Origin of the sequence: Sneathiella marina (genome assembly GCF_023746535.1) — a bacterium.
Taxonomy (GTDB): domain Bacteria; phylum Pseudomonadota; class Alphaproteobacteria; order Sneathiellales; family Sneathiellaceae; genus Sneathiella; species Sneathiella marina.
The window spans coordinates 2,367,876-2,392,167 of sequence record NZ_CP098747.1 but is presented as its reverse complement, the minus strand read 5'-3'; the positions used below and the strand labels follow the sequence as shown (position 1 = coordinate 2,392,167).

The following is a 24,292-nucleotide window of genomic DNA, read 5'->3' as shown; positions in this document are numbered from 1 at the left end:
ATTTGTCTGATTTTGCATCAGCCTATTGAAAGCTTGCCGTTTTTTTTCAGATTAAGTAGTTTTTTTACATGCCTATTCATGGCAATGATTGAAATAATCGAGACTAATTTGATGTTAATCAATAATTTGAATAAAATAGTATGATTAATTGGTCCCGTTAAGGGTTATTAAAGGGATAGCATATAGTTTACGCGTTAGGAGTGTGGTCTAGGTAATTAGCGGTTAAGGCAGAGGGTATTTATTGCGATGAACGGGTTATTTATTGGTGAAGGAACCCTTCTTGTTCAATGCGCGGAGGAATTTCGGCGTGCTGGAGGTACAATAACTGGTATTCTCAGCCAGGAACCGCGTGTTCGTGCTTGGGCGAAAGCCGAAAATTTAGCTCTTTTTGATACGCCGGATGACGAAAATCTAGAAGGTTTGGAGTTCGATTATCTTTTTAGCATCGTCAACTTTGATATTTTTCCACACCACCTTCCAACACAAGCAAAATATTTTGCCATAAATTTCTTCGACGGTCCGCTCCCCAAATATACGGGTGTTAATGTAACCTCCTGGGCGATTATACAAGGGGAAACCGCGCATTCTATCAGCTGGCATGAGTTGAAAGAGACAGCAGATGAAGGACGGATCCTTAAGTCTCGAACTGTTGAATTAGCAGCAAACGAAACCTCGATGACCTTGAATGCTAAATGCTATGAAGCAGGTCTGGCATCTTTCGCAGAGCTTGTTCAGGAATTAAAAAATGGAACGGTTCAGCCTATCGATCAGGCGGGTGAAAGCTTCTGGTATGATCGCGCACGCCGCCCAGATAATCTTGGGACGCTGGATTTTACCAAACCAGCCGAGGCGCTTGATCAACTTGTTCGTGGATTGGATTTTGATGCTTATGCAAATCCACTGGGAATTCCAAAAATCTGGACAGGGGTATCGCTGGCTTTAGCAGGCAAGCTTGAGATCACGGAAAGCCCGGCGTCAGGAGTACCTGGACAAATTATTTCCCTGGAAGATACAAATTTGCGTATCGCCACAGCCGACCATGATGTCATCATAAGCGGTTTACGTAATTTGGCAGGTAATGACATTTCTCCGGATGTATTGGGACTGGATATCGGTAATGTCTTGCCACCTATCGAGGCGTTACAGACCGACTTGTTGGAGAATGTAGCACTGGCAGAGGATTATTGGTCGCAACATTTGCTGGATGCCCAGCCGATCCTGTCACCATTTCCTGAAAATCGGGACCAGCAAGAAGGTGCAAATAGTGTTTCGTTCCCTCTTGCGGAAGCATTGACAGTTGATCAAATCGGTGCGGGGTTATTGGCGTGGTTTTCCCTTTTGACAGGAACTGAAAAAGTTTCTTGTGCGGTGGATACGAGCCGGGATTACCATCCATTGGTTGCAGATAGTCAATTGATAAGCTTTCTCGTTGATCATAATTGGACCGTTCAAGAGACGCTCGATAAATTTATTCAGGTAAAAGGTGAAGGCGAAGTAAATGGGCCATGCAGTGCTGACTTGATTGCTCGTATACATGAGCCATCAAGACGACAATCGGCGCTTGCTGCAAAGTCCATAATCGTTACTTCGAATGAAGGCAGTGACGAAGAACTCCTAAAAGACCGACAACTGGTCATTGCCAAGGGCTCCCAGCCGCGCCTTATTGCTCAACGTGGATATTACACACCAGAAGTTCTTGAATTAATAGGACGGGATTTTTCCCTATTTTTAGATACTTTCGTGCGTGAGTCAGGAACCCTTCTAAAGGACTTACCTTTGGTGGATTCTGCTGAAGATCAATCAGGCATGGCGCTGACCGGAATATCTTATCCACAAGACGTGCGCATCCATGACGTCATAAAATCCCAAACGCAGAAGACGCCGACAAAAAATGCCTTGGAGGCAGATGGAGAAATTTTAACCTATACCGAATTGGATAAACGGACAGACGCGTTGGCCTCAGCGCTCGCCCAGCGAGGAGCCGGGAGAGGGACTGTTATTGGATTATGTCTGGAGCGATCTGCGGATCTAATTATCTCGATGTTGGCAATTTTGAAAACAGGGGCAGCTTATCTTCCTCTCGATCCTTCATATCCTGCCGAACGTGTCGCTTTTATGCTCGAGGACAGCGCCGCGCCGCTTATTATTGCCAGTCCAGCAACGGAATTGAAGTTCCGTTTGGATTCACAGAAGATTATCTACCCGGATGCAGAAGCCGGGGCATTCACTGCACCTGACGGGGAGTCTGCAGATCTTGCATATCTTATGTATACTTCAGGATCAACCGGCATCCCTAAGGGCGTTATGCTGACGCATCGGAATATCGTGAATTTCTTTGCCGGAACAGATCTCGCCGTTCCCCATGATGATGACGTCCGATTATTGGCAATAACGTCCGTATCCTTTGATATTTCAGTTCTCGAGATATTTTGGACGCTGGCACGGGGATTTACAATCGTCTTGCAAACAGACGGTGCGGAAACAACGCCGGTGCCGGGATTCAGCCTGTTTTATTTTGCTTCCGAAGTTTCCGGGACGGGACCCGATGCCTATCGATTGTTATTGCAGGGGGCCAAGTTCGCCGATGAAAACGGTTTTGAAGCCGTGTGGACGCCGGAACGGCATTTTCATGCATTCGGGGGGCTTTATCCAAATCCTGCAGTAAGTTCTGCAGCGGTAGCCGGAATTACGAAGAATGTTCATATTCGGGCTGGCTCTTGCGTATTGCCCCTGCATCATCCAATCCGTGTCGCCGAAGATTGGGCGCTGATAGACAATATTTCAGATGGTCGTGCTGGAATTGCCATTGCCAGCGGTTGGCAGCCCAATGATTTCGTCTTACAGCCGGATAATTTTGATGACCGTAAAGATATCATGCTGGAAGGTATTGATAAATTGCGCGCCCTGTGGCGTGGCGAGAGCTTGCCCTTTCCCAATCATAAAGGAGAGATGGTAGAGACATCGACTTTACCAAGCCCGGTAAATGGAGATATTCCGCTTTGGCTTACTGCCGCCGGGAACCCAGAAACCTTTGCGGCAGCGGCGACAAAGGGATGCTATGTACTGACGCATCTTTTGGGGCAAAAGTTTGAAGATGTTGCCGAGAAAATTCGGGCCTATCGAGTAGCCTGGCGAGAAGCGGGGCATCCGGGTCACGGCAAGGTTACCTTAATGCTGCATACCTTTGTCGGAGAGGACGAAGATGAAGTCCGAGAGATAGTCCGCGATCCGATGAAGGAATATTTAAGAAGTTCTGTCGACTTGTTACGGCGCGCTTCCTGGAGTTCCCCCACCTTCAAGCAAAAAGCTGAGTCGACGGGTGTTACACCTCAAGAAGTGTTTGAGAAACAAGAGCTGACCGACGAGGAAACGGAGGCGCTGCTCGATCATGCTTTCGAGAGATATTACCAAACAAGCGGGTTATTTGGCACTGCAGAAAGCTGTCAGGAGTTAGTTCGAAATATTGCTAAAATGGGCGTCGATGAGATTGGTTGCCTGATTGACTTTGGTGTTGATACGGACTTGGTTTTAAAGCACCTCACTCACATCAACGAGCTGAAAAACAATATGCTGGCTGAGGGTGGTGTGGCGAGACAGGCCTCTGTCGCTGAGCAAATCGTTGAGCATGACATATCACATTTTCAATGCACACCTTCGATGGCATCCTTTTTGGTTGCGGAAGAGGCGGGGCGGACCGCTCTAGGCAAGCTTGACGTAATGATGGTCGGCGGGGAAGGATTTCCTCCTGATCTTGCTCGTAACTTGAAGGCAAGCCTTCAGGGGACACTCCTCAATATGTATGGAACGACAGAAACGGCGGTTTGGTCGTCTGTTGCTCAACTGGAAAAGATTGGCGACACAATCCCTCTGGGAAATGCCCTCGCAAATACGATTTATTCTGTACGCAATCAATATGGTCAATCATTGCCCAGCGGTGTCGCAGGAGAACTCTGGATCGGTGGCGATGGTGTCGCTGATGGATATTGGGAACGGCCTGAACTGAACGCTGAACGGTTTCTTGAAATGGAGGAGGGGCGGGTATATCGGACGGGCGATCTCGTCCGGTACATGCCCGATGGACGTCTTGAATTTCATGGCCGTCTGGATAATCAGGTTAAAATTCGCGGGCACCGGATAGAACTCGGAGAGATTGAAGCGGCGTTAGGATCGCTTGATGAAGTAAAAGATGCTGCCGTAACGGTATTCGAAAGCGGCGAAAGTGATAAACGGCTGGTTGCCTTCGCGACCATCCTGCCGGGCCAAAAAGGCGATCCGGTTGACATCCGTAAGAGAGTCAGAGAAGTACTTCCTGAATTTATGACGCCGTCCCAAGTCGTTTTATTGGACGCATTACCTCAAACACCGAACGGGAAAATCGACCGAAAAGCGCTTCCTCAACCACGGGCGCAGTCGACCCTTTCGGCGGAAACGAAAACAAATGATACCGAAGACCTGATCGCGAAAATCTGGTGTGAGGCACTAGGTTTGTCAGAAGTTGGCGTTACAGATAATTTCTTCGATCTTGGCGGGCATTCGCTTTTGGTTATTCAGGTGCAGCGGCGCTTGAAAGAACAATTTGGCAAAGAAATAGCCATTACCGATATGTTCCGATATTCGACAATAAAGACATTAGCTGATCATGTAGGCGGAACGGGTGACGAAGAAGGTAAAATAACTGCCGCGGAGCGGGGAGCGCAACGAGCAGCCGCACGCCGAGCAAGAATGAGTCGTCGGGCGGGAACATCTGCACAGCCATGACATTCTTTAATAATATAAAATCCCCTTCTGAAGCTTTGGTGCCGCAGATTTTGATGGAAATTAGCGATCAAGATGACAGATAATTTTGAAGGAATTCAATCTTCCGAGAAGATAGCAATTGTCGGCATGGCCGGACGGTTTCCGTCGGCGCGTAATGTTGCCCAATTCTGGAAATTGCTGGCTAGTGAGCGAATGGGAACCCGGTGGTTTACGGAATCAGAAATGCGGGCAGACGGTGTCCCAGCAAAAGATCTATCCAACCCTAACTATGTTCGCGCAGCTAATTTTCTTACAGATATGGAGAATTTTGACGCTGGATTTTTTGGATTTTCTCCGCGTGAAGCCTCCATTTTGGACCCGCAGCATCGCCATTTTCTGGAATGTGCCTGGGAAGCGCTGGAAGATGCAGGCCATATGCCGGAACAATTTGACGGTAGCATTGGCGTTTTTGCCGGATCCGGTATGCAGGCTTATTTGCCGCTTAATATTCTCACTAACCCGGATTTGGTTGAAGAAATCGGTATGTTTCTTCTTCGGCATACCGGGAATGACAAGGATTTCCTAACCACCAGGCTTTCCTATCTGTTGAATTTACAGGGCCCTTCAGTAGCAGTTCAAACTGCTTGTTCCACGTCACTTGTCGCCGTGCATCAGGCGGCAGCCAGCTTGCTGTCAATGGAATGTGACATGGCCATCGCCGGCGGTGTTACAGTCGAATTACCGCACCGTCATGGCTATATCTTTGAAGAGGGGGAAGTCCAGTCGCCGGACGGACTTTGCCGACCCTTTGATGATGATAGTCAAGGGACTGTTTTTGGCTCCGGCGCTGCCCTGGTTGTCTTGCGCCGACTGGAAGATGCCATAGCTGATGGTGATGATATCCGCGCCGTCCTGCTTGGATCTGCTATCAACAATGACGGTGCGCAAAAAGCTGGATATCTCGCACCAAGTGTTGATGGTCAGGCGGAAGCAGCGGCGGAAGCATTAGCCATCGCTGGGGTCCCGGCAGAAACTATTGGATATATCGAAGCACATGGAACGGGAACACCGGTAGGTGACCCCATTGAACTGGCTGGTCTTGCGCAAGCCTATGGCGGGGGTGGAACAGGATTTTGTGGTATCGGTTCTGTTAAAAGTAATGTGGGGCATCTCGATACGGCGGCAGGCACAACCAGTCTTATAAAAGTCGTCGAAGCCATGCGACATAATGTAATTCCGGCATCCTTACATTACCGAACGCCAAATAGTCGGTTTGATTTGCAGTCCAGTCCCTTTTACGTCGTTGACCAAAGCAAGGAATGGCAGCGAAGTGAGACACCAAGACGGGCAGGTATAAATTCCCTCGGTGTTGGCGGGACAAATGCCCATGCCATTGTTGAGGAGGCGCCGGAGCGCTTGCCTGTAGATACGGAAGAATGTTGGAGACTTCTCCCCTTTTCCGCACGAAACATGATTGCGCTTGATGGCTTGCAAGATAAATGGCGGGATTTTGTTGGCTCCGAGGATATGCCTTCGCTTGCTGATGCTGCCTATACATTACGCAACGGTCGCCGTGAATTTTCCGAGCGACGCACCATAGTTGCAAAAGACACAGCGGGTCTTAGTGCCGCATTGTGGCAGGAAACACCAACGCGTATCGCTACCGGGTCAGCAACAGGCTCACAAGCCGAGATCGTGTTCATGTTTCCAGGAGGCGGTGCCCAATACCCGGGTGCAGGGTCAGATCTCCTCGAAACATCGCTCGAATTTAAAAAGGCGGTCGAGGAATGCTTTGCAAATATGCCGGATATTGCACCTAAGGATCTTTACTCGGTCATGTTCGAAAAAACCATCGATGACGAAAGTGCACGTGGTAAACTGGAAATGTCGGGTTATGCGATCCCCGCATTGTTCATTCTAGAATATGCCTACGCAAGGATGTGGCAGGGGTGGGGTGTGTTTCCATCCGCCATTCTTGGCCATAGTGCAGGTGAGTATGCCGGAGCCGTCATTGCGAATGTCATGTCTGTTGCTGACGCATTGAAAATAGTGGTTTGGCGCGGAAAAGTCATGGATGCAGCAGCGGCAGGCGCAATGAGTATGATTCCCGCCCCGCTCACTAAAGTCTCAGAGTTGATTGGGGATACCCTAGACATAGCGGCGCTAAATGCCCCAGGACTTTGCGTTGTTTCCGGAGAAATCGACAGAATTGATGCCTTGGAAATGCAGCTTAAGGGGACAGAGTTTGAAGCGACCCGAATTCGGATCAACGTTGCCGCCCATAGCCGTATTCTCGATAATCAGCTGGAAAACTTTCGAGATGGTATTTCAGAAATTAACCTTAAACAGCCGGAAATTCCATTTGTTTCCAGCCTGCGCGGAGATTGGTCGCAAGAGGATGATTTTTCCACCGTCGATTATTGGGTAAGCCACCTCCGTCATACTGTTCTTTTTGCGGATGCCGTGGAAACAATTTTGAGGAAACCCGGGCAAATTTTACTTGAAGTCGGTCCTGGTAAAACTTTGGGGCCGCTTGCGGAAATGAGTCACGGAGAACATAAACCCGTCGCCGTTATTGCTTCTGGCAGGCCACCAAAAGAACCTGAAAACGATATGGTTACGGCTTTAAACGCGGCCGGGTCCATATGGGCGAATGGCGGCAATCTCGAATGGGACAAGCTACCGGGTGCCAAAGGGCAACGTGTTTCACTCCCAACATATGCCTTCGCGAAAGATCGGCATTGGATTGAACCGGGTTCGGGAGTTAATACGAAAGAAGCTGAAGAAACAGAGCCTGCAATTCACCTGAAGCGTATCGCCAATCCGGATAATTGGTTTCTGTCGCCATCCTGGAACCTTGCACCTATTCCACCTGCTGAACCTAATTGTGATACAAGCTGGCTCCTGTTTGTGGGAGAGGATGCGGTTTCTGAAGCGTTGATTCAGAAGCTAAGGGCGCGCCGGGAAAAATGCTTCACCGTGCGTACCGGTGACGGATTTTCTCAGGATGGGTGTAATTTTCAAATTGCTGCCGGACGCGCTGAGGATTATGAAGCGCTGTTGAAGGCACTGCCGGAAATGCCCAGTAATATTGTTCACTGCTGGCCGATGGGAACTCAGGGGATAACGCCACAATCTCATGTATTTGATAGTGCCTTTTTACTGTGTCGTGCCCTGCAGGCGGAAGATCCGGAAGATCTGGTTCGCTTGAGTTTTTTAGGCACAAACGCGCTTTCTGTGGTTGGGGAGCAAGTCCAGCATCCGGAATTGGGGACACTCCTGGGTCCGGTTAGGGTTGCGCCCAGAGAAATTCCATCACTTGTTACGCAGTACTTGGATTTCGAAGAGGCTGAACAAGCCCCATGGGTAGCGGAAGCCATAATAGAAGAGCATGACGGTGAAACGGCTGAAGATGCCGTAGCATTTAGAGGGCGGAAGCGTTTCAAACAAGAATTTAACCGTCTTAATGTGCCTGCGATGAATGATCTTCCCGATAAGATGAAGATTAACGGCAGATACGTAATTACCGGCGGAACTGGCGGCATTGGCCTTGAACTGGCCAAATATCTCGGTCATACAGCAAAGGCGCGAATTGCACTGATTAGTCGGCAAGAGATGCCTGACAGTAAGGATTGGGCGAAGGTTCTAAAACGTGAGCCTGAGTCAAATGTAAGTGAAGCTATCAATATCGCGAAAGACGTAAAATCGGCGGGTGGTGAAGTTCTTTTTGTCAGCGCGGATGTTTCGGACTCTTCGGCAATTGCTGCAGCGATTGACACTGTGCGTGCCAATTTTGGGGGGGTCGACGGTTTGTTCCATGGGGCCGGGACAATGGATGACGCGCCGATGATGGTAAAATCTGTTGAAGATGCTCACAAGGTCATGTCTGCAAAGGTCGTAGGAGGAGAACATCTTGCTAATCTGTTTCCTCAAGGGACCCTGGATTTCTTTGCTGTATTTTCTTCAACTTCGGTTATTACAGCACCTCCAGGGCAAGTGGATTATGTCGCAGCAAACAGTTATTTAGAGGCGTTGGCCGCTTCACGAGAGGATGGCATTGCTGTATCCTGGGGGGTCTGGCGAGATGTGGGAATGGCCTCTCGCGCTTACAATCAAATCGAGCATCAGTCTCTGGAAGCACATCCGCTCCTTGGGTACAAAGAAGTAGGAGAGGACGGTGCCATTAGTTTTACGGCGCTTTATGATCCTTCAGATCTCTGGGTTATAAATGAGCATGTTGTTGGTGGTATTCCAGTGCTGCCCGGTACGGCTTATATCGAGATTGCCTGCGCTGCCATGGACGTTGTGTCCAGCGGACGCAAATGGGAAATACAGTCGTTGTCCCTTGTCAATCCAATGATCTTCCCGGAAAATTTACGGGCACGTGTAGTTATCACGCTGATCCCGGACGATCAGGGATATGAATTGCGTATCCAAAGTACACTTTCTGCTGAAGCCCCCTTGGTTGAGCATTGCCGCGCGCAAATCGTAATCAAACGCCTCAATGATCGAAAAATTCCTCGAGACCTCCAGCGAATGTCTAATTTACTGAGATCGGAGAGCAGTGGTCAGGATTCCCAAGAAGACCTTATAGATTTTGGACCGCGCTGGGACAATGTAGGTGAAATTCGTATTGGCGACCGGGAAATCGAAGCTGACTTCGCGCTTTCTGAAACTTTCCTTTCAGACCTGGATGCATATAACGCACATCCGGGACTGACAGATACTGCAGCTACAATAGGTCTAAATTTACTTCCTGATGTCGGCAGTGAAGGGGCCTTTTACGCGCCCATGTCTGTAGATCGCATTCGCTTCTTGAAACCCTTGCCTCAACGCTTCGTTACCCGAGCCAAACTGGTTGCTGAAACACCTGGCCGTTTTGCAAGCTTTGATGTTGTCTTTCTGGATGAGCAAGGCGCGCCATTGTTGATACTCGAGGGGTTTGCCTTGCGCCGGGTTGAAGGAGATAGCTTCGATTGGCATAATTCACCCGAGCTCCTCTTCGATGTCATGATCGCCCAGGGTATATGTGCGCGGGAATCAAATATGATTTTCTCCAGAATGCTTAATATTCCTGAACGGCAGATGGTTGTTTCGCCGACATCGATGAAGGACCTTGTCCGCGAGATGTTGAAGACAGTGGAGCCGCGCCGCAAGAAACCTCAGAAAAGTACTGAGAAATCTGCTGCTGTTGGGGCTTCTTATGCAAATCCCGTAGAAGAAAAAATGGCATCCCTCTGGTCCGACCTCCTGGGTGTTGATCAGCCGGTGCCGGAAGCTGACTTCTTTGACCTGGGTGGACATTCGCTAGCTGCTGTTCGTCTTTTCGCAAAAATTAGGAAAGAATTTCTGACGGATCTGCCCCTTGCTACATTATTTCAATCTCCGACACTGCGGAGCCTTTCTGATGTCGTTATCGACAAGGGCAATATTATACTGGATGAGACGGAGACAACGGTGGAGAAAAAAGAAAGCAAGTCAGAACAAGAATGGTCTCCCCTGGTCCAGATTAAAGAAGGTTCAGCAACTGTTAAGCCCTTGTATCTTGTCCACGGAGCCGGCGGAAATGTTCTGAATTTTCGTTCTTTGTCGGGTTATATAGACCCCAAACTTCCCTTTTATGCATTACGAGCCCTTGGCTCGGACGGCGGGAGCGATATTCACGAAACCATCGAAGATATGGCTGAATGTTATGTCAGCGCTTTATTGAAGCAGCAACCGGAAGGTCCCTATAACCTAGCTGGTTATTCGGGAGGGGGTGTCATTGCATTTGAAATGGCCCAGCAACTTCAGCAGAAGGGGTTTGAAATAGGCAACCTGATTTATTTTGATTCCATGGCACCGGATGTCGATCCGCAAAAAATGAGCATTTTTGAGAAAATTTGGATGGCTCGTCATTGGAGCCTTAGCTTCGCGCTTAACTGGCCTGTGAGAAAATGGCGAGGCAGGCATGCCGGACGTGAAAATACTGAAATTAAACGGTATCTGGACAGCGGGGAAACCATTCCCGATGAGCTCTTGGGTCGCCGTATGACCCAAGCCTATCTTGCGGCGGAAAATCGATACAGTCCCAATGATTATGCTGGGGACATTCTACTCTTCAAGGGCGCTGAAGCGAGTGTTGATTTTCTTCGCGCGGGTCCTGATCTTGGCTGGGGAAAATGGGTTTCCGGAAATATAGAAATCCAGGAATTTGAGTGCGACCATTTTAACATGATGATTGATCCGACCATCGGAGAAATCGGAAAAATCCTCAACGAGCTATTGGTTGGCAAATAAGTCAGTTCTGTTTGATGACGGTGTCGTAAAACTCTGTTACTTCTTCGGCCAGCCCTTCTGACAATATATTAACATGCGTTCCATTTTCGAAGGGGACAAACTTCTTGGGTTCGTCCGCCGCATCAAACAGCCGTTTTCCGAAACGAATATCAATTGCTGTATCCAGCTCTCCATGAAGCATCAAAAGCGGCGTATTTATGCTGTTGATACGATCAATTGAATCATAACGCTCCTTGTGCATCAGGTAACAAAAGGGCAGACCGTAATACCGGCCCGTAAAGTAATCACAAAAGCGACTATATGCAGCAACCAGGATGACACCCCCGACATCCCGTTCTGTTGCCAGGGTGACGGCAATGCCAGACCCGAGACTATAGCCAAAAGCCAGCCGATCTGTTGCTGAAACCGGTGTCTTCATCAGGCTGTCAAGCTGATCATAGAGGGAGCGGGCATCGGCGGTAAATGCCGCTTCAGACGGCTCGCCTTCCAATCCGCTAGAGCCTCTATATACCAAGGCCGCCAGGCCATAACCCTGTTCCAGAAATGGCTGCAGCGTCTGGACCGAGGGTCCAATGGAGGTAAAGTTACCCATAAAATAAAGGATTACGGGAGCGTCCCCTTCAGGCGGCTTAATCCAGGCTTTAACTTCTGTGCCATCCTCGGAAGTAAAATTGACCACGTCGATGTCTGCCAGGCCCAATTGTGCCGGCGTATCGGGGTTGTTATTGAATTTGTATATATTGCCGTAAAAGAGCCACATAAGGACAAGGCAGGCAACAACGACCAGCCCGAGTGTAATTCCAAATAAAATCAACATATTCTGAACAGTCATTTAATTACAAATCTTTAAGTTGAACTCGTCTTTTGTGGCGCGCTTGTCCATGTAATGTCATTGGAAAGTGAAACCCCGTCCAATTGGATCGGATCTTACTACAAGGCCATTTTATTGGCTAGTCGTTGTGAAGTCAGAAGCATTTCCGGAATAAATACGAAACGACTAGTTGTTGTAAAAATCGAGTTTTTTGGCACAGGCCCCAGTTTTCCACGTCCTTAGGCAAGTGCTCGTCAATAGACATTTTCATCCGACAAAGAAGAAGACATCATGAATAAAGACAAACTAGTTGTAAGTAAGCCAGCCGGTAGTTTTTTTATCAGTAAATATGATGGTTCATCCAATTATATTTTGGAAATTGAGGCAGTTCCCGGTGTTCGAGAGATGCAGCCAGCCTTTTCCCTTTCTTATTCCAGCGGGAAAACTGAAGTGGCATCTTATATCGGGCCGGGGTGGCAGATTGAAGGTATTCCACAGGCTCTTTCCGATGGGAGCGGCAATTATTTCGTTGAGGATCACTTGATTATTGCTGAAAAAACGTCGCTCTGGGGCTTGAGATCATTTGATCATGAGGGAAATAAAACGGATTTCGAAAAGAGTACCAACATAGTATCAGAACGAGAAGTATATGTTGCTATTCAATCTGAAGATGCCTATGGAAACTGTATCAAGTACGAATATGATGACAGTAATCGGCCTGTAAATATTTCTTACGGAACCGCCAAAAATCAATTTGCATCAATAGAATTCACATACGCAGACGGAGTGAGTGGATGCTTATCGGAAATCATAACCAAGCGGAATGATATACCCGTTCGCAAATATACTTTAATGCACGAGAAAGGCACCGTCCGGTTTATCCAAACCTCTGCTACCGATGCAAAGAACCCATCAGACATTATTTCCAAAAATCCCGTCGAGTTTATTTGGGGCAATACAACGGCTACTAAAAATATGCTGACGGAGTTGATCGAGACAACGGGCCTGCGTTTCAAGACAACCTACCAGTCCAAATCCGGCACTCTGGGCATCGTTGATACATCCACAATTATCGTCAATGGCCTGTCCGGTAAACAGAGCATCTACGAAAGGATTGTAAATGCCAGCGGCTTTATGGTCTCAAGAAACGGGACCAGATACGCACGCGATGTTGTGATCTGGGACAGGGCAGAGGGAAGCGGCGAGTATTACAGATATAACCTTACAAAACAAAGGATTGCCGTCCTGATAGAAGAGGGCATGATTTGCAAGGCTCAAGCACAGGGGCGCGGTGAACAGGAGACCGCATTAGCGGTTTACGGCGCTGAACCTTCGAAAACAACCTATCATTACCTGTCGGGCAAAACGACTTATGAATATATCGATCACATTATCGGGGTTCCGCTCCTATTCCGGACAACTGCTAAAAGCTTTTTTGAAGGGGCCCTGATGAGCACCGTTGTGACCCTCAACAAATATGATGAAGAAGGAAATATCAAAGAGGTCCAGACGCCGGAAACAACGGCCGTCTATACTGTTCAGAAGGGGCCCGTCATCGGAAACCTGCATTTGCGCCTGCCGAAAAGAACGGCGCTTTTCGATACGTCCAATGGCGATATGGTCACTGAAAACAGCCCTTTGCTGAAAGACGACACCTATACTTATAATTTCGACACAAAGGGTAAAATTAAGGCCATTTCCCATCAAACCCTTGTTGAGGGCACAACCTATTCCAACAAGAAAATCAGCGAATTGGGAGACTATGGTCTGCCGAAAAGGCATGTGGGCCGCAATGGCTTGACGATCGAGCATTCCTATTCGGACGATTTCAGCCGGTTCAAATCTGTATTCACCTCAGCTGACGGAAAGCAAACGCAAACGGAAAGCCTGGAAACCGACCTCAGATACGGCCTTCCCGTCCGGGCTGTAACCGCGGAGGGAAATGTGACCGCGCAAGCATATGATGCTTTTGGCGAAAGGATCGCGCAATACGGGTTTGATCCAAGCGCCCCCCAGGATTGGTCAAAACCCGATCAGGAAAAGCTCGTCTGCCTGGCAAAAACTGAAACGGGTTTTGATAAGGTCCTGAAACTCTTTTGCATCAAATCAATCAGGGCAGGAAATGCCCCCGGCGTTAGTTACGAAAGCCGGTGTTATGTCGATGACATGTTCCGTCCCGTCATCGAAGCCATGCAACTGGACAGGAAAACCTGGCAATTGATCTGCCACGGATATTCTTCCTGTGCGGTGAGAAACATGACAAGCACACCGTTGGAGCTTAAAGCCAGCCCGGAAAACCTGTCGGTCAGGATCCAGGGCCTCAAGAAATCCAGGATCCTGTGGCTTGAGACCTGTTTTGATGATTTCGGACGGGTGTTTGAGGAAAAGAGGCCCGATGGAACCCTGGTTCGGACAGCGTGGGAACGGCAGGAAAAGGACCAGATTGAAGTTACCACGACAACATTGGCGAAAAATGGCGAGCTGCTGTCCCTGTCAAGCGAGCTGGAGAACCCGAAGGGGGTTGTTGAAACCCATAACCAGTCTGATTCCAAGCCCACCAGATATTCCTACGACGTCCTTGGCCGGATCACCGAAAAAATTGATCCGCTCGGCCAAAGCTGCACATATAAATGGAATGCGCAGGATATTTGTATCGAGGAGAATAATCCCGTCACAGGCACCTCAACCTGCATGTCGGACCCAACCCTTCTGATTTCCCGCGAAGTCAAGAACGGGGAGGTCTTCGACACGGATTTTGACTGGTTGGGCCGGCCAACCGCCACCACACATACCGGGCTGGACGGTAAAAAGAAAACCTATGGCATTGCCTATATTGCCGATGCACAAAACAGAAGTACGGGATATGTCCTGTCACATCCGGATGGCTGGCGGACGGCCCTCAGATTTGCCCCGACCGGACAGGAAATTGAGCGTACCCTCACACTCGGCGAGGATTACATCGAAACAGTACGCTCCAGCCTGACACCCGACGGGTTCGTATCCCGGAGGCATTTTCCCTGCGGCCGGTCCTTGCAGTTTGACCATGACGCCATGGGCATAACCCGCAGGATCTCCTGGGCGGGTACAGATAAACCGATCGCGCATTTTGACGGGCATGATTCCCATGGCCGTCCCATCGTCACCCGCTATGGAAATGGTGTCACGGAATATCGCAACTACGACAAATTCGGCAACATAGCCAATTTTACGGTTGCCAACACAGCCAGAAAAAATACGAAGCCGTACCTGTCTCTTGGATACGCAACAAACGGATCACTGAACACTGCCAAGCTGGCGCGGTCGGCCCGCATGGAGGGGGATATGATCTCCCGGCAGGCCTTCAATTACGATCACCGGGGAAAGCTGGTCTCCGATCTGGCGCCTGCCGATGCCGGATTGAGAGAGTATAAATTCGGCCCTTCCGAAAACCTTCAAAGCGTTGCGGTCAACAACAATATTACAGCCTTTGAAACCAATAAAACCGGGTATCAGGTCACGAAGGTTACCGGCGATGATCCCTTGGAAGCAACCTTTGACCGGAATGGCAACATCCGTACCCTGGCAACAGAAAGCCGGAGGGTTGACTTGCTGTTCGATGCGTTTGGGAACCTTGCCCAGTCGTCCGGCACCGGTGATGACAAGACATCGACGGTGGCGTATGTAACGGATATTGCCGGGCACCGTTTTATCAAGGCGTCCCCTGACGGCACCGTGCATATCGAGGTCAGCCCGGACTATACTGTTACGCGAAAACCGGACGGAATGGTTTTGCGAACGGTGAAAGCCATCGGTGTTTTTGGTGTGTTCGCTGAATTTACCCTTGCAGAGGACAAGACGGCGGACAAGCCGCTGTTTAAATCCTTCGAAACAAGTGCCGTTTCACCGCCCGCATCTATTCCCGAGCCGTTACAGGCGCAGGGAATTCATACCGCCGGAGACGTCTATATCCATCTCGATGATCTTGGCAGCAGTTTGCTGGCAACCGATGAAAAGGGCGCTAAAACCGCGGCTGTCATGTTTGATACATATGGGGCTATTGACGCAGAAAACACAACCGGCAGCTTTAATTTTACGGTGACATTTGCCGGAATGAAGCTTGATATCGAGACCGGCCTGTATTTTGCCGGCGCCCGTTATTATTCAACGGAATTGCGCCGGTTTATATCGCCCGATCCCCAAGACGCTAGCACGGATCCTTACGCCTATCCGTCGGATCCAGTAAATTTTTTCGATGATAACGGGGCCTGCAATCAACATTGCACGCAAATAAAAACCAGGTTTCAGGACAATATGGGCCGAAAAATGCGCGGGCTCGTTGCTGCATTTTCAATTATTCTCATAAGCCTGGTGACCATCCCCATCGCCATGACCTACTACAAACCGCAATTTGCCGGCGATACCAGCCTTTCCTATGCGCTCCGCTGGGCGGGAACGATCATCCTCTGGTTCGGATTTCTTCCGGGTATTCCGGCACTGTTCAATACATTGAACAAGAAGAAACGCCCCTGCCTGAAACGTATTTGCTGCGCCGATATCTGTCAGGGCACGGAATACCCCTTGAATGCCTGTGGGATGAGCTGCCTTCGTATTGTATCCGGAACATTCATCGGCGCCTCAAACATGGCCATCATGATCCTGTCCGTCACCAATACATGGAAAAAGCAGGATAATGGGTGGCAAAACCTTGTGTTGCGGGGAACTGTCGGGGGATTTGGGGCCGAAATCATTGCTCTTGTATTCGCATTGTTGTTTGGATCCAGTAGCCTGTGCACCAGTTCCATCACGATGCGGCAGGTAAGCAATGCCCTGGTAATCTTTATCGGCATGAATGCCTTTCACGTCTTTGACGGCTTCGTTGTTGTTTATTATCTCAAGGAACTTTCCTGGACGGAGCTTTTCACGATCAAGCTGGAATTTATTCTGATGGAGCTTGCCATGGTGCCGCTGATGGCGAAGCCGAATGTTATCTGGGCGCTTCTCCCCGCGCTCTCGGGCTCAAACGGCAAGGATTGCTGGTCCCTCTGTTTCAAGCCGAAACGCGAAGCAAATATCAAAACGGGGGCGGCTTTGCCCCTTTGCTGCTGGCGGCGGCCTGACTGTCTGACAGCCCCCACCGGTAACAACGGCGATAACGACCCCTCCCGGGGCGGATATGAGGATGCTGATCTGCACTTACCCAACCGGGCAGTTGCCACCAGCGCCGGAGGCAACGACAATAAAGAGGAAGAGGTTGACCTGGTGGTCGGGGGGCCTACCCAGGCCTTGCAGGTTGCAGACCGGAATATAGTTGTCGAATTGACGGATCTGGAGGGCGGACCCAATGCTGCACCGGACCAGCCCGGCATTGAGGATAGCGATGGGGATGACGCCGTTGGCAATATTCCTGTGGCCTCTCCCGCACCGTCTGGCACGCAATATGCCCCCTTGAGGGGAAATAAAAAGGAGGATACCGACGATGAAGATGGCGCGAGCGGTGAGGAGGATACAGATAAAACCGTCTAACCGGTTTGCATACAGATTTTCTGTCCGGGAATATCCGGGGAGCATTTTTACGGGTCCGGTGCAGATGTGCCGGACCCTTTTTATTTTGGGGGATGCGGCACGCGTTTATTGGCCCCGCACTTCCCTGAAGGCAGCCTCGGCGATTTCGGGGTCATTACATTTCGTTACATTGCATATATTGTTTTTTCAGTCGGAAAGAGCTATTTTTAGTAGCAGAAGCGGCAGCTACGTATCGCCTGCTGACTTACTGTAAATTTTTACCCAAATTACAACTGCATCCGGCTTCCTACTGTATTTTAAGGAGCGCGTAAAGCCTGCCTGCACAAAGGGCTCGAGGCACAAAAGCCTCGAGGCACTGGGGCGAGGGGACTCCGGAATCCGAACGCAGATTGACAGCAGGTCACCTTGGCCTGTTGCAGATCAAAAGCAACTCAGAAACAGAGTGTGAACAGGGGAAGTAAACGGAACACATCAGGTATAGGGGCATAACGGGCCACATGGAGAGGAAGGTTGCCCATAAAAGGACCGAATATGAAACGCTATTTGAAGGCTTGCGGGCTTGCCGCTATTGGCCTTGGAGTTGTTAGCGCCGCTCTGGCGGAGGAGGCAACGGATAACCCTGTCGCCATAAACCTGGTAAAACTGCTAACCGTTCAACAAACCACCGCAATGGATTTGGGCGAGCTGATTGTGGGCAACAATCCCGACAACTATATTTATCTTGAAGTCGGTGATGAACTTCCCGGCGGCTTCACCCTGCACGGCGCGACATCATATGGAACGCCGCAGCCGGGGGTATTTAAGATCACCGGTATCCCGAAATCAAGGGTTACCATTACCATGAAGGAAGGGACCAATCCCAGGAATGAGGCAAAGGTTGAATTGACAATTGCCGGAGTTTATGGATCTTTTAGTAACGGGAATACCCTGAATAAAGACGGGGTGTTAAATATAAAAAGCGGGATTTTGCTCCAGTATCCAAGCGGCGCAACTGGTAATTTCACCGGTGGAACCTACACGGTAACGATCGAGTATGAATAGCCAAGGCCCTGCATTTTCCTGAAGGCAGCCTCGGCGATTTCGGGGTCATTACAATACGTTACAATGCAATTATATTATTTGTGGCAGGGAAAGCCACATAATCACATAAAGGGCTGACGTCACTTAACGAATATTCGCGAGCCACAGAGAGAAGAGGGGCAGAGAGAAGAGAGAGTGTGCATACCTGAAGTACTCAAAAAATGCTCATAATAAATGCTCATAAAAGGAGTGAATATGAAACGCTTTTTTAGGGCTTGCGGGCTTGCCGCAATTGGCCTTGGAATGGTTACCTTCGCCCGGGCGGGGGAGGCAACGGATAATCCTGTCGCCATAGAACTGCTGGAACCGCTCACCCTTGAAGAAATCACCCCACTTAATTTCGGCACGATGTTCCTTGATACCAGTATAGAAAGATTCGTTGCTGTTACTGATACCGGCGATTTTGCTGTTCTTCCTCCTGGACCATATGCGTTATATGGAACACCACCGCATACAGGGGTGATCAAGATCACCGGCCGCCCGAATGCAGAGATTTCGATTTCCCTTGATTTCGGACCGGCAATAGACATAACAAATACTGACGGAGACAGTCTGACTTTCGAAACTGTACGACATTTTAAATCCCCTCCTCACCTGTTGGATGGTGAGGGCGAATTTATGTTTATAACTGGGGGAGTCCTTCGCACCTCCGTGGGGCAGGCACCTGGTACCTATACCGGCACCTATTTAATAACAGCAAATTATACATAGCCCCAAGCCGTTGAATTTCGTCCTTTCCGGCAGTTCAATACATTTCGTTACATTGCATTCGTGGTTTTTTAAGGCGGAAAGAGCTACTTTCAATAGCAGAAGCGGCAGCTACATATTGCCTGCTGACTTACTGTAAATTTTACCCGAATTACAATTGCATCCGGCTTCCAAATGTACGTTAAGGAGCTCGTAAAGCCTGCCTGCACAATGGGCTCGAGGCACAGAGGGCTCGAGGCACAATGGGCTCGAGGCACAGAGGGCTTGAGGCACTGGGGGCTCGAGGCACAGAGGGCTTGAGGCACTGGGGGCTCGAGGCACTGGGGCGAGGGGACTCCGGAATCCGAAGGCAGATTGACGGCAGGTCGCCTTGGCCTGTTGCAGATCAAAAGCAACTCAGAAACAGAGTGTGAACAGGGGAAGTAAACGGACCACAACGGGGCATAACGGGCCATAGTTGGACATAACGGGGCACATGGAGGGGAAGGTTGCCCATAAAAGGACTGAATATGAAACGCTATTTGAAGGCTTGCGGGCTTGCCGTAATTGGCCTTGGCGTTGTTACCTCCGCTCTGGCGGGGGAGGCAACGGATAATCCTGTCGCCATAAACCTGGTAAAACCGCTAACCATTGAAGAAACCACCGCAATGGATTTGGGCGAGCTGATTGTGGATAACGGTGGCAACAACTATATTATTTTTCAAGTCGGTGATAATTTTGATGACGGCTTCACCCTGCTCGGCGCAACATCATATGGAACGCCGCAGCCGGGGGTGTTTAAGATCACCGGTATCCCGAAATCAAGGGTTACCATTACCATGGAGGAAAGGACCAACCCCTTGAATGAGGCAAAGGTTGAAATGACAATTGCTGGAATCTATGCATCTTTTAGTAACGGGGATACCCTGGATGACGACGGGGTGTTAAATATAAAAAGCGGGATTTTGCTCCAGTATCCAAGCGGCGCAACTGGTAATTTCACCGGTGGAACCTACACGGTAACGATCGAGTATGACTAGCCATAGCCCGCACTTTCCCGAAGGCTGTCCCGGCGATTTTGCTGTTGTTCCTCCTGGACCATATGCGTTATATGGAACACCACCGCATGCAGGGGAGATCAAGATCACCGGCCGCCCGAATGCAGAGATTTCCCTTGATTTCGGACCGGCTATAGACATAACAAATACTGACGGAGACAGTCTGACTTTCGAAACTGTACGACATTTTAATTCCCCTCCTCACCTGTTGGATGATGAGGGCGAATTTATGTTTATAACTGGGGGAGTCCTTCACACATACGTAGGGCAGGCGCCTGGTACCTATACCGGTACCTATACCATAACAGTAGGTTATCAATAGCCCCAAGCCGTTGAATTTCGTCCTTTCCGGCAGCTTATTACATTTCGTTACGTTGTATTTATGCTGCTCTGGCCGGGCATCTCCTATATTTTATTACAAAGCGCTGATTGAGCAGGCTGAATTTAGAGAGACTGAATTATTTCCCGTAACCGGCCGTAACCGGATTTTGAACATTGGATTTTGAACATTGAATTTTGAACATTGAAATTCTGCATTTTAAATCACCTCGGGATATTGAATTTTAGAGAATTGCTTTTTGGGATGGCGGGGATTTTTACTGAAGCAGGATTTTGTGGCCATGACCGACGGGATTTTAAACATTTGAATAGCATAAGGATACAGATTGATAGTGAAAAATTTCCCTAAAATACGTGGATATGCCGTCATTGGCCTGGGGCTTGCAGCTGCCAGCCTCGGGTTTGCGACCTCCGCCCTGGCGGAGGAGCGCGATGGGCCCATATCGGTGACGTTAGTGACGCCGGTCACTATTGAAGAGGTACGCGAATTGGACTTTGGAGCGTTTCTTTTTGAAGGACACGGGGGGGGCGATGGAACCGTTACCCTCAGCCCCGCAGGTGATTTTATTGCCAGCACTGCTGCAACATTCGTGACAATTAGACCGGCAGTAACAGGGGAAATCAAGGTTACCGGCACCGCAAACCAGGCAATTGACATATTGTTAGCGGGAGATGTGAACTCGGGCCCGACAAATGCCGACGGTGTCATGCTGAGTACGGGGGTTCCTAGAAGTGAAGAAGGTATCAATTTCACTACGAATTTTGACGGCAATGGAGAATTAACGTTTTATGTTGGAATGGAAATACTTATACCTGTCGGGGTTAGAGGTGAGTTCACGGACGGTACCTATACCGTAACAGCGAACTATCAATAGGGGGCTGTGAACATGGCATCCTGTGAACAGGATATCGTCATCCGTCCGAATAAAGGGCGCCACCTGGCCGGGAATATCACAGTTACATTTAACCGATTGACTTAATATTTCAGGGTGGTTTGATGTGAAGATGGCGTTGCGGCTTACACAGGATTACCGACTGCGGCCAGGTCTGGATTTAACACCCGAAGAGGGGGCGGGTGTCAGAGGCAGGCGAAATGTCACTTAAGGAAATGTCACTTAATTTCTCAAGGAAAAGTAAAGGGATGAGATATTTACCTGAAATGAAATCTTTAAAATCGTTACCTATAATGTGCGCATATGCCGTCATTGGCCTGGGGCTTGCAGCTGCCAGCCTCGGGTTTGCGACCTCCGCCATGGCGGAGGAGGGTGAAGGGCCCGTATCGGTGAAGTTAGTGACGCCCTTAACTCTTACCGAGGAGGTCAAAATGAACTTTGGAAAGGTGATTCCTGTGCCCGATTCTACAATAATTGCAATCACCACCAACGGTGTGGTCCGTGCCGCCGATTTTGGTCGCGACCCCATAGTAATTGGGTCGCCAACGGCAGGGGAAATCAAGATCACCGGCGGCACCGTTGGAGAGCAAGTTGACATAACGTTTGCGGCGGGTGATAACCCGTCAAATGGCGACGGTGAGCTGGCAATAGAGTTTTTTTATCCTTGGGGAGGTACCACACTGACCCTGGACAGCAATGGAGTAGCAACGTTTAATGTAGGAATGGGTTTGCGTGTGCCAGCTGGTGCTACTGGTGAGTTCACGGACGGTACCTATACCGTAACAGCGAACTATCGATAGGGGGCTGTGAACATGGCATCCTGTGAACAGGATATCGTCAGCCGTCCGGATGTGCGGGTTTTTGATACTCAGCCTGGGCGGGGGAGGCGACGGATAATCCCGTCGCCATAAAACTGCTGAAACCGCTGATAATTGAGCAATTAACCCCGGTGGATTTGGGCGAGTTGCTCATTGATACCAGTGTAAATGGAATAAGTGGGCTTTCTGCCCCTGTCGGCCTTGCTCATATTTCACGTGATCCGACATTTGCGTCATATGGAAATTCGCAGGCAGGGGCGTTCAGGATCTCCGGTAGCCCGAACGCAGAGGTTGAGGCTCGTACCATCAAGGTAACGCTCCCAACAAATATGACGACCAACGAACATGTGCTGGATATATGGCCGACGCTATTTGGCGGCTTTCAGTCACGCTCTCTCAAGCTAGACAGTGCGGGAAGTTTAACAGGTGAATTGATATGATCCTTCACGTGCCTGCTGGGACGCCAGCCGGTGTCTATGCCGGCGGTACCTATTCAGTAACAGTAAATTATACATAGCCCCAAGCCCGTTAAATCCGGCTTAGTACACTTCGTTACATTTCGTTACATCGCATTGATGTTATTCTGGCCGGGAATATCCTATATGTTTTTTTACAACGTGCTGTTTTTATAACACGCTGATTGAGCAGACTAAATTATTTCGCGTAACCGGATTTTAAACATTGAAATTCTGCATTTTAAATCACCTCGGGGTATTGAATTCTAAAGAATTGCTTTTTGGGATGGCGGGGATTTTTACGGAAGCAGGATTTTGTACCGGGGACCGACGGGATTTTAAATACTTGAACAACATAAGGATTAAGATTGATGATGAAAATTTTATCTAAAAAATGTGCATATGCAGCCATTGGCCTGGGGCTTGCAACTGCTGGCCTCGGATTAGCAACTTCGGCCTCGGCGACATCGCTTATAGCGGGGGTCTCGGCGACAATATTGGAAACGATCATTATTAACCAAACAGCCCCAGCGAGCTTTGGAACGATAGCGATGGATACAACAACTGGAGGAACAATTCAATTGGGCCTCGCGGATGCAGTCGATATTACAACAACTGGTATAATTGTGGCAACCGGGAGCATAACATCAGGGGCATTCAAAATCACCGGCACCCCAAGCCAGGGACTTACCATAGATGTAACGCCGACGGCGAACCCGACACTGACAGTCAACTCTGTTGATACTGAACTGACACTCCAGAATATACAAACTAATGTTCCTGCCGCCCCGGCCCTGAATTCCAGTGGTGAATTGGATATTATTGTCGGAATGGATTTGGTGGTACCTGCTAATGCTCCAACTGGTGTGTACTCAAACGGTACCTATACCGTAGAAGCGAACTATAATTAGGGGGCTGTGAATATGGCATCGTCATTTGTTTGAATGAAGGATGCTCCTGGCTGGAGATACTGCGGTTACATATAACCAACTGATGTATCTCCAGTTTAACGCGGTTTTGGGTGATAGTGAATTTGCTGTTCACGCAGAATTACCGGATGCGGCCGGCGCCGGATTTAACACCCGGGGAGAGGGCCCGGTTGTCAAATGCAGGCGGAAATACCGAACTGCTGAAGGGCCGGCCGCGCCAGATCGCAACGACCAGATCGCAAGGAGGTTCAGCTTTTCAGTATAACGATGTTCAGCATAACCACGTTCGGCAAACTTTAAAGAGCTCGACTGCGGCTCGGCGGGAACATATAGCTGTGAATTTTGCGAGATAATGTATCGGGGGCAGGTGAAATGTTGATTAAGGTCTCAAGGAAAACCATAGGGATGAAATCTTTACCTGAATTGAAATCTTTAAAATCATTACCGGAACTATGTGCATATGCCGCCATTGGCCTGGGGCTTGCCACCTCCGCCTTGGCCGCAGAGACCTCAACCCCAGCCTCAACCCCAGCCTCAACCTCAAGCCCAGCCTCAGCCTCAACCTCAATCCCAACCTCAAGCCCAGCCTCAACTTTGGTCAGAAGAGGGAATCCAGCCTTGATCAGGAAAGGGAACCCGGCCTCGGCCGAAGAGGAGGCATCGGTCGTATCGGTGAAGTTAATGTCGCCGGTCACGGTTACCGA

At 49.4% G+C, this 24,292-nt stretch carries 14 protein-coding genes; 12 read left to right on the top strand and 2 right to left on the bottom strand.

Annotation, left to right across the window (positions count from 1 at the left end):
- The first annotated feature begins 246 nt into the window (after positions 1-246).
- Together NBZ79_RS11325 and NBZ79_RS11320 are read left to right on the top strand one after the other, a co-directional pair.
- Positions 247-4,758 carry a MupA/Atu3671 family FMN-dependent luciferase-like monooxygenase gene (locus NBZ79_RS11325; RefSeq protein ID WP_251932538.1) on the top strand — a complete coding sequence of 1,504 codons (4,512 nt, stop codon included), beginning with the start codon at positions 247-249 and terminating at the stop codon, positions 4,756-4,758.
- A gap of 72 nt (positions 4,759-4,830) precedes the next feature.
- The gene (locus NBZ79_RS11320; RefSeq protein WP_251932537.1) at positions 4,831-11,016 is read left to right on the top strand and encodes a type I polyketide synthase; all 6,186 of its coding nucleotides are present in this window, start codon (positions 4,831-4,833) and stop codon (positions 11,014-11,016) included.
- A gap of 1 nt (position 11,017) precedes the next feature.
- Here the strand turns inward: NBZ79_RS11320 and NBZ79_RS11315 are convergent, their stop codons facing one another.
- Positions 11,018-11,848 (bottom strand): alpha/beta hydrolase, encoded by an 831-nt coding sequence (locus tag NBZ79_RS11315; protein ID WP_251932536.1) that lies wholly within the window; start codon positions 11,846-11,848, stop codon positions 11,018-11,020.
- 270 nt (positions 11,849-12,118) lie between these two features.
- Between NBZ79_RS11315 and NBZ79_RS11310 the strand changes: the two genes are divergently transcribed.
- From NBZ79_RS11310 to NBZ79_RS11265, 10 genes are all read left to right on the top strand, one after another.
- A complete protein-coding gene (locus NBZ79_RS11310) occupies positions 12,119-17,329 on the top strand; it encodes an RHS repeat-associated core domain-containing protein (RefSeq protein WP_251932535.1) in 5,211 nt (1,736 codons plus the stop codon).
- Between the two features lie 531 nt (positions 17,330-17,860).
- Positions 17,861-18,370, top strand: a complete 510-nt coding sequence (locus tag NBZ79_RS11305) for a DUF4402 domain-containing protein (protein ID WP_251932534.1) — start codon at positions 17,861-17,863, stop codon at positions 18,368-18,370.
- 234 nt (positions 18,371-18,604) lie between these two features.
- Entirely contained in the window at positions 18,605-19,120 is a 516-nt protein-coding gene (locus NBZ79_RS11300) for a DUF4402 domain-containing protein (protein ID WP_251932533.1), read from the top strand.
- 506 nt (positions 19,121-19,626) lie between these two features.
- Positions 19,627-20,136: a DUF4402 domain-containing protein gene (locus tag NBZ79_RS11295; RefSeq protein WP_251932532.1), complete on the top strand. Its 510-nt coding sequence runs from the start codon at positions 19,627-19,629 to the stop codon at positions 20,134-20,136.
- A complete protein-coding gene (locus NBZ79_RS11290; RefSeq protein WP_251932531.1) occupies positions 20,129-20,476 on the top strand; it encodes a DUF4402 domain-containing protein in 348 nt (115 codons plus the stop codon). The genes NBZ79_RS11295 and NBZ79_RS11290 overlap by 8 nt, the downstream gene beginning before the upstream one ends.
- Before the next feature lie 349 nt (positions 20,477-20,825).
- Positions 20,826-21,368, top strand: coding sequence for a DUF4402 domain-containing protein (locus NBZ79_RS11285; protein ID WP_251932530.1), 543 nt, complete (start codon positions 20,826-20,828; stop codon positions 21,366-21,368).
- A gap of 266 nt (positions 21,369-21,634) precedes the next feature.
- Positions 21,635-22,186, top strand: coding sequence for a DUF4402 domain-containing protein (locus NBZ79_RS11280; protein ID WP_251932529.1), 552 nt, complete (start codon positions 21,635-21,637; stop codon positions 22,184-22,186).
- 164 nt (positions 22,187-22,350) lie between these two features.
- Entirely contained in the window at positions 22,351-22,644 is a 294-nt protein-coding gene (locus NBZ79_RS11275) for a hypothetical protein (protein WP_251932528.1), read from the top strand.
- A gap of 386 nt (positions 22,645-23,030) precedes the next feature.
- Positions 23,031-23,570, top strand: coding sequence for a DUF4402 domain-containing protein (locus tag NBZ79_RS11270; RefSeq protein ID WP_251932527.1), 540 nt, complete (start codon positions 23,031-23,033; stop codon positions 23,568-23,570).
- Between the two features lie 40 nt (positions 23,571-23,610).
- Positions 23,611-23,853, top strand: a complete 243-nt coding sequence (locus tag NBZ79_RS11265; RefSeq protein WP_251932526.1) for a hypothetical protein — start codon at positions 23,611-23,613, stop codon at positions 23,851-23,853.
- A gap of 31 nt (positions 23,854-23,884) precedes the next feature.
- Here NBZ79_RS11265 and NBZ79_RS11260 read toward each other — a convergent pair whose 3' ends face one another.
- Entirely contained in the window at positions 23,885-24,283 is a 399-nt protein-coding gene (locus NBZ79_RS11260; RefSeq protein WP_251932525.1) for a hypothetical protein, read from the bottom strand.
- Between the last annotated feature and the right edge of the window lie 9 nt (positions 24,284-24,292).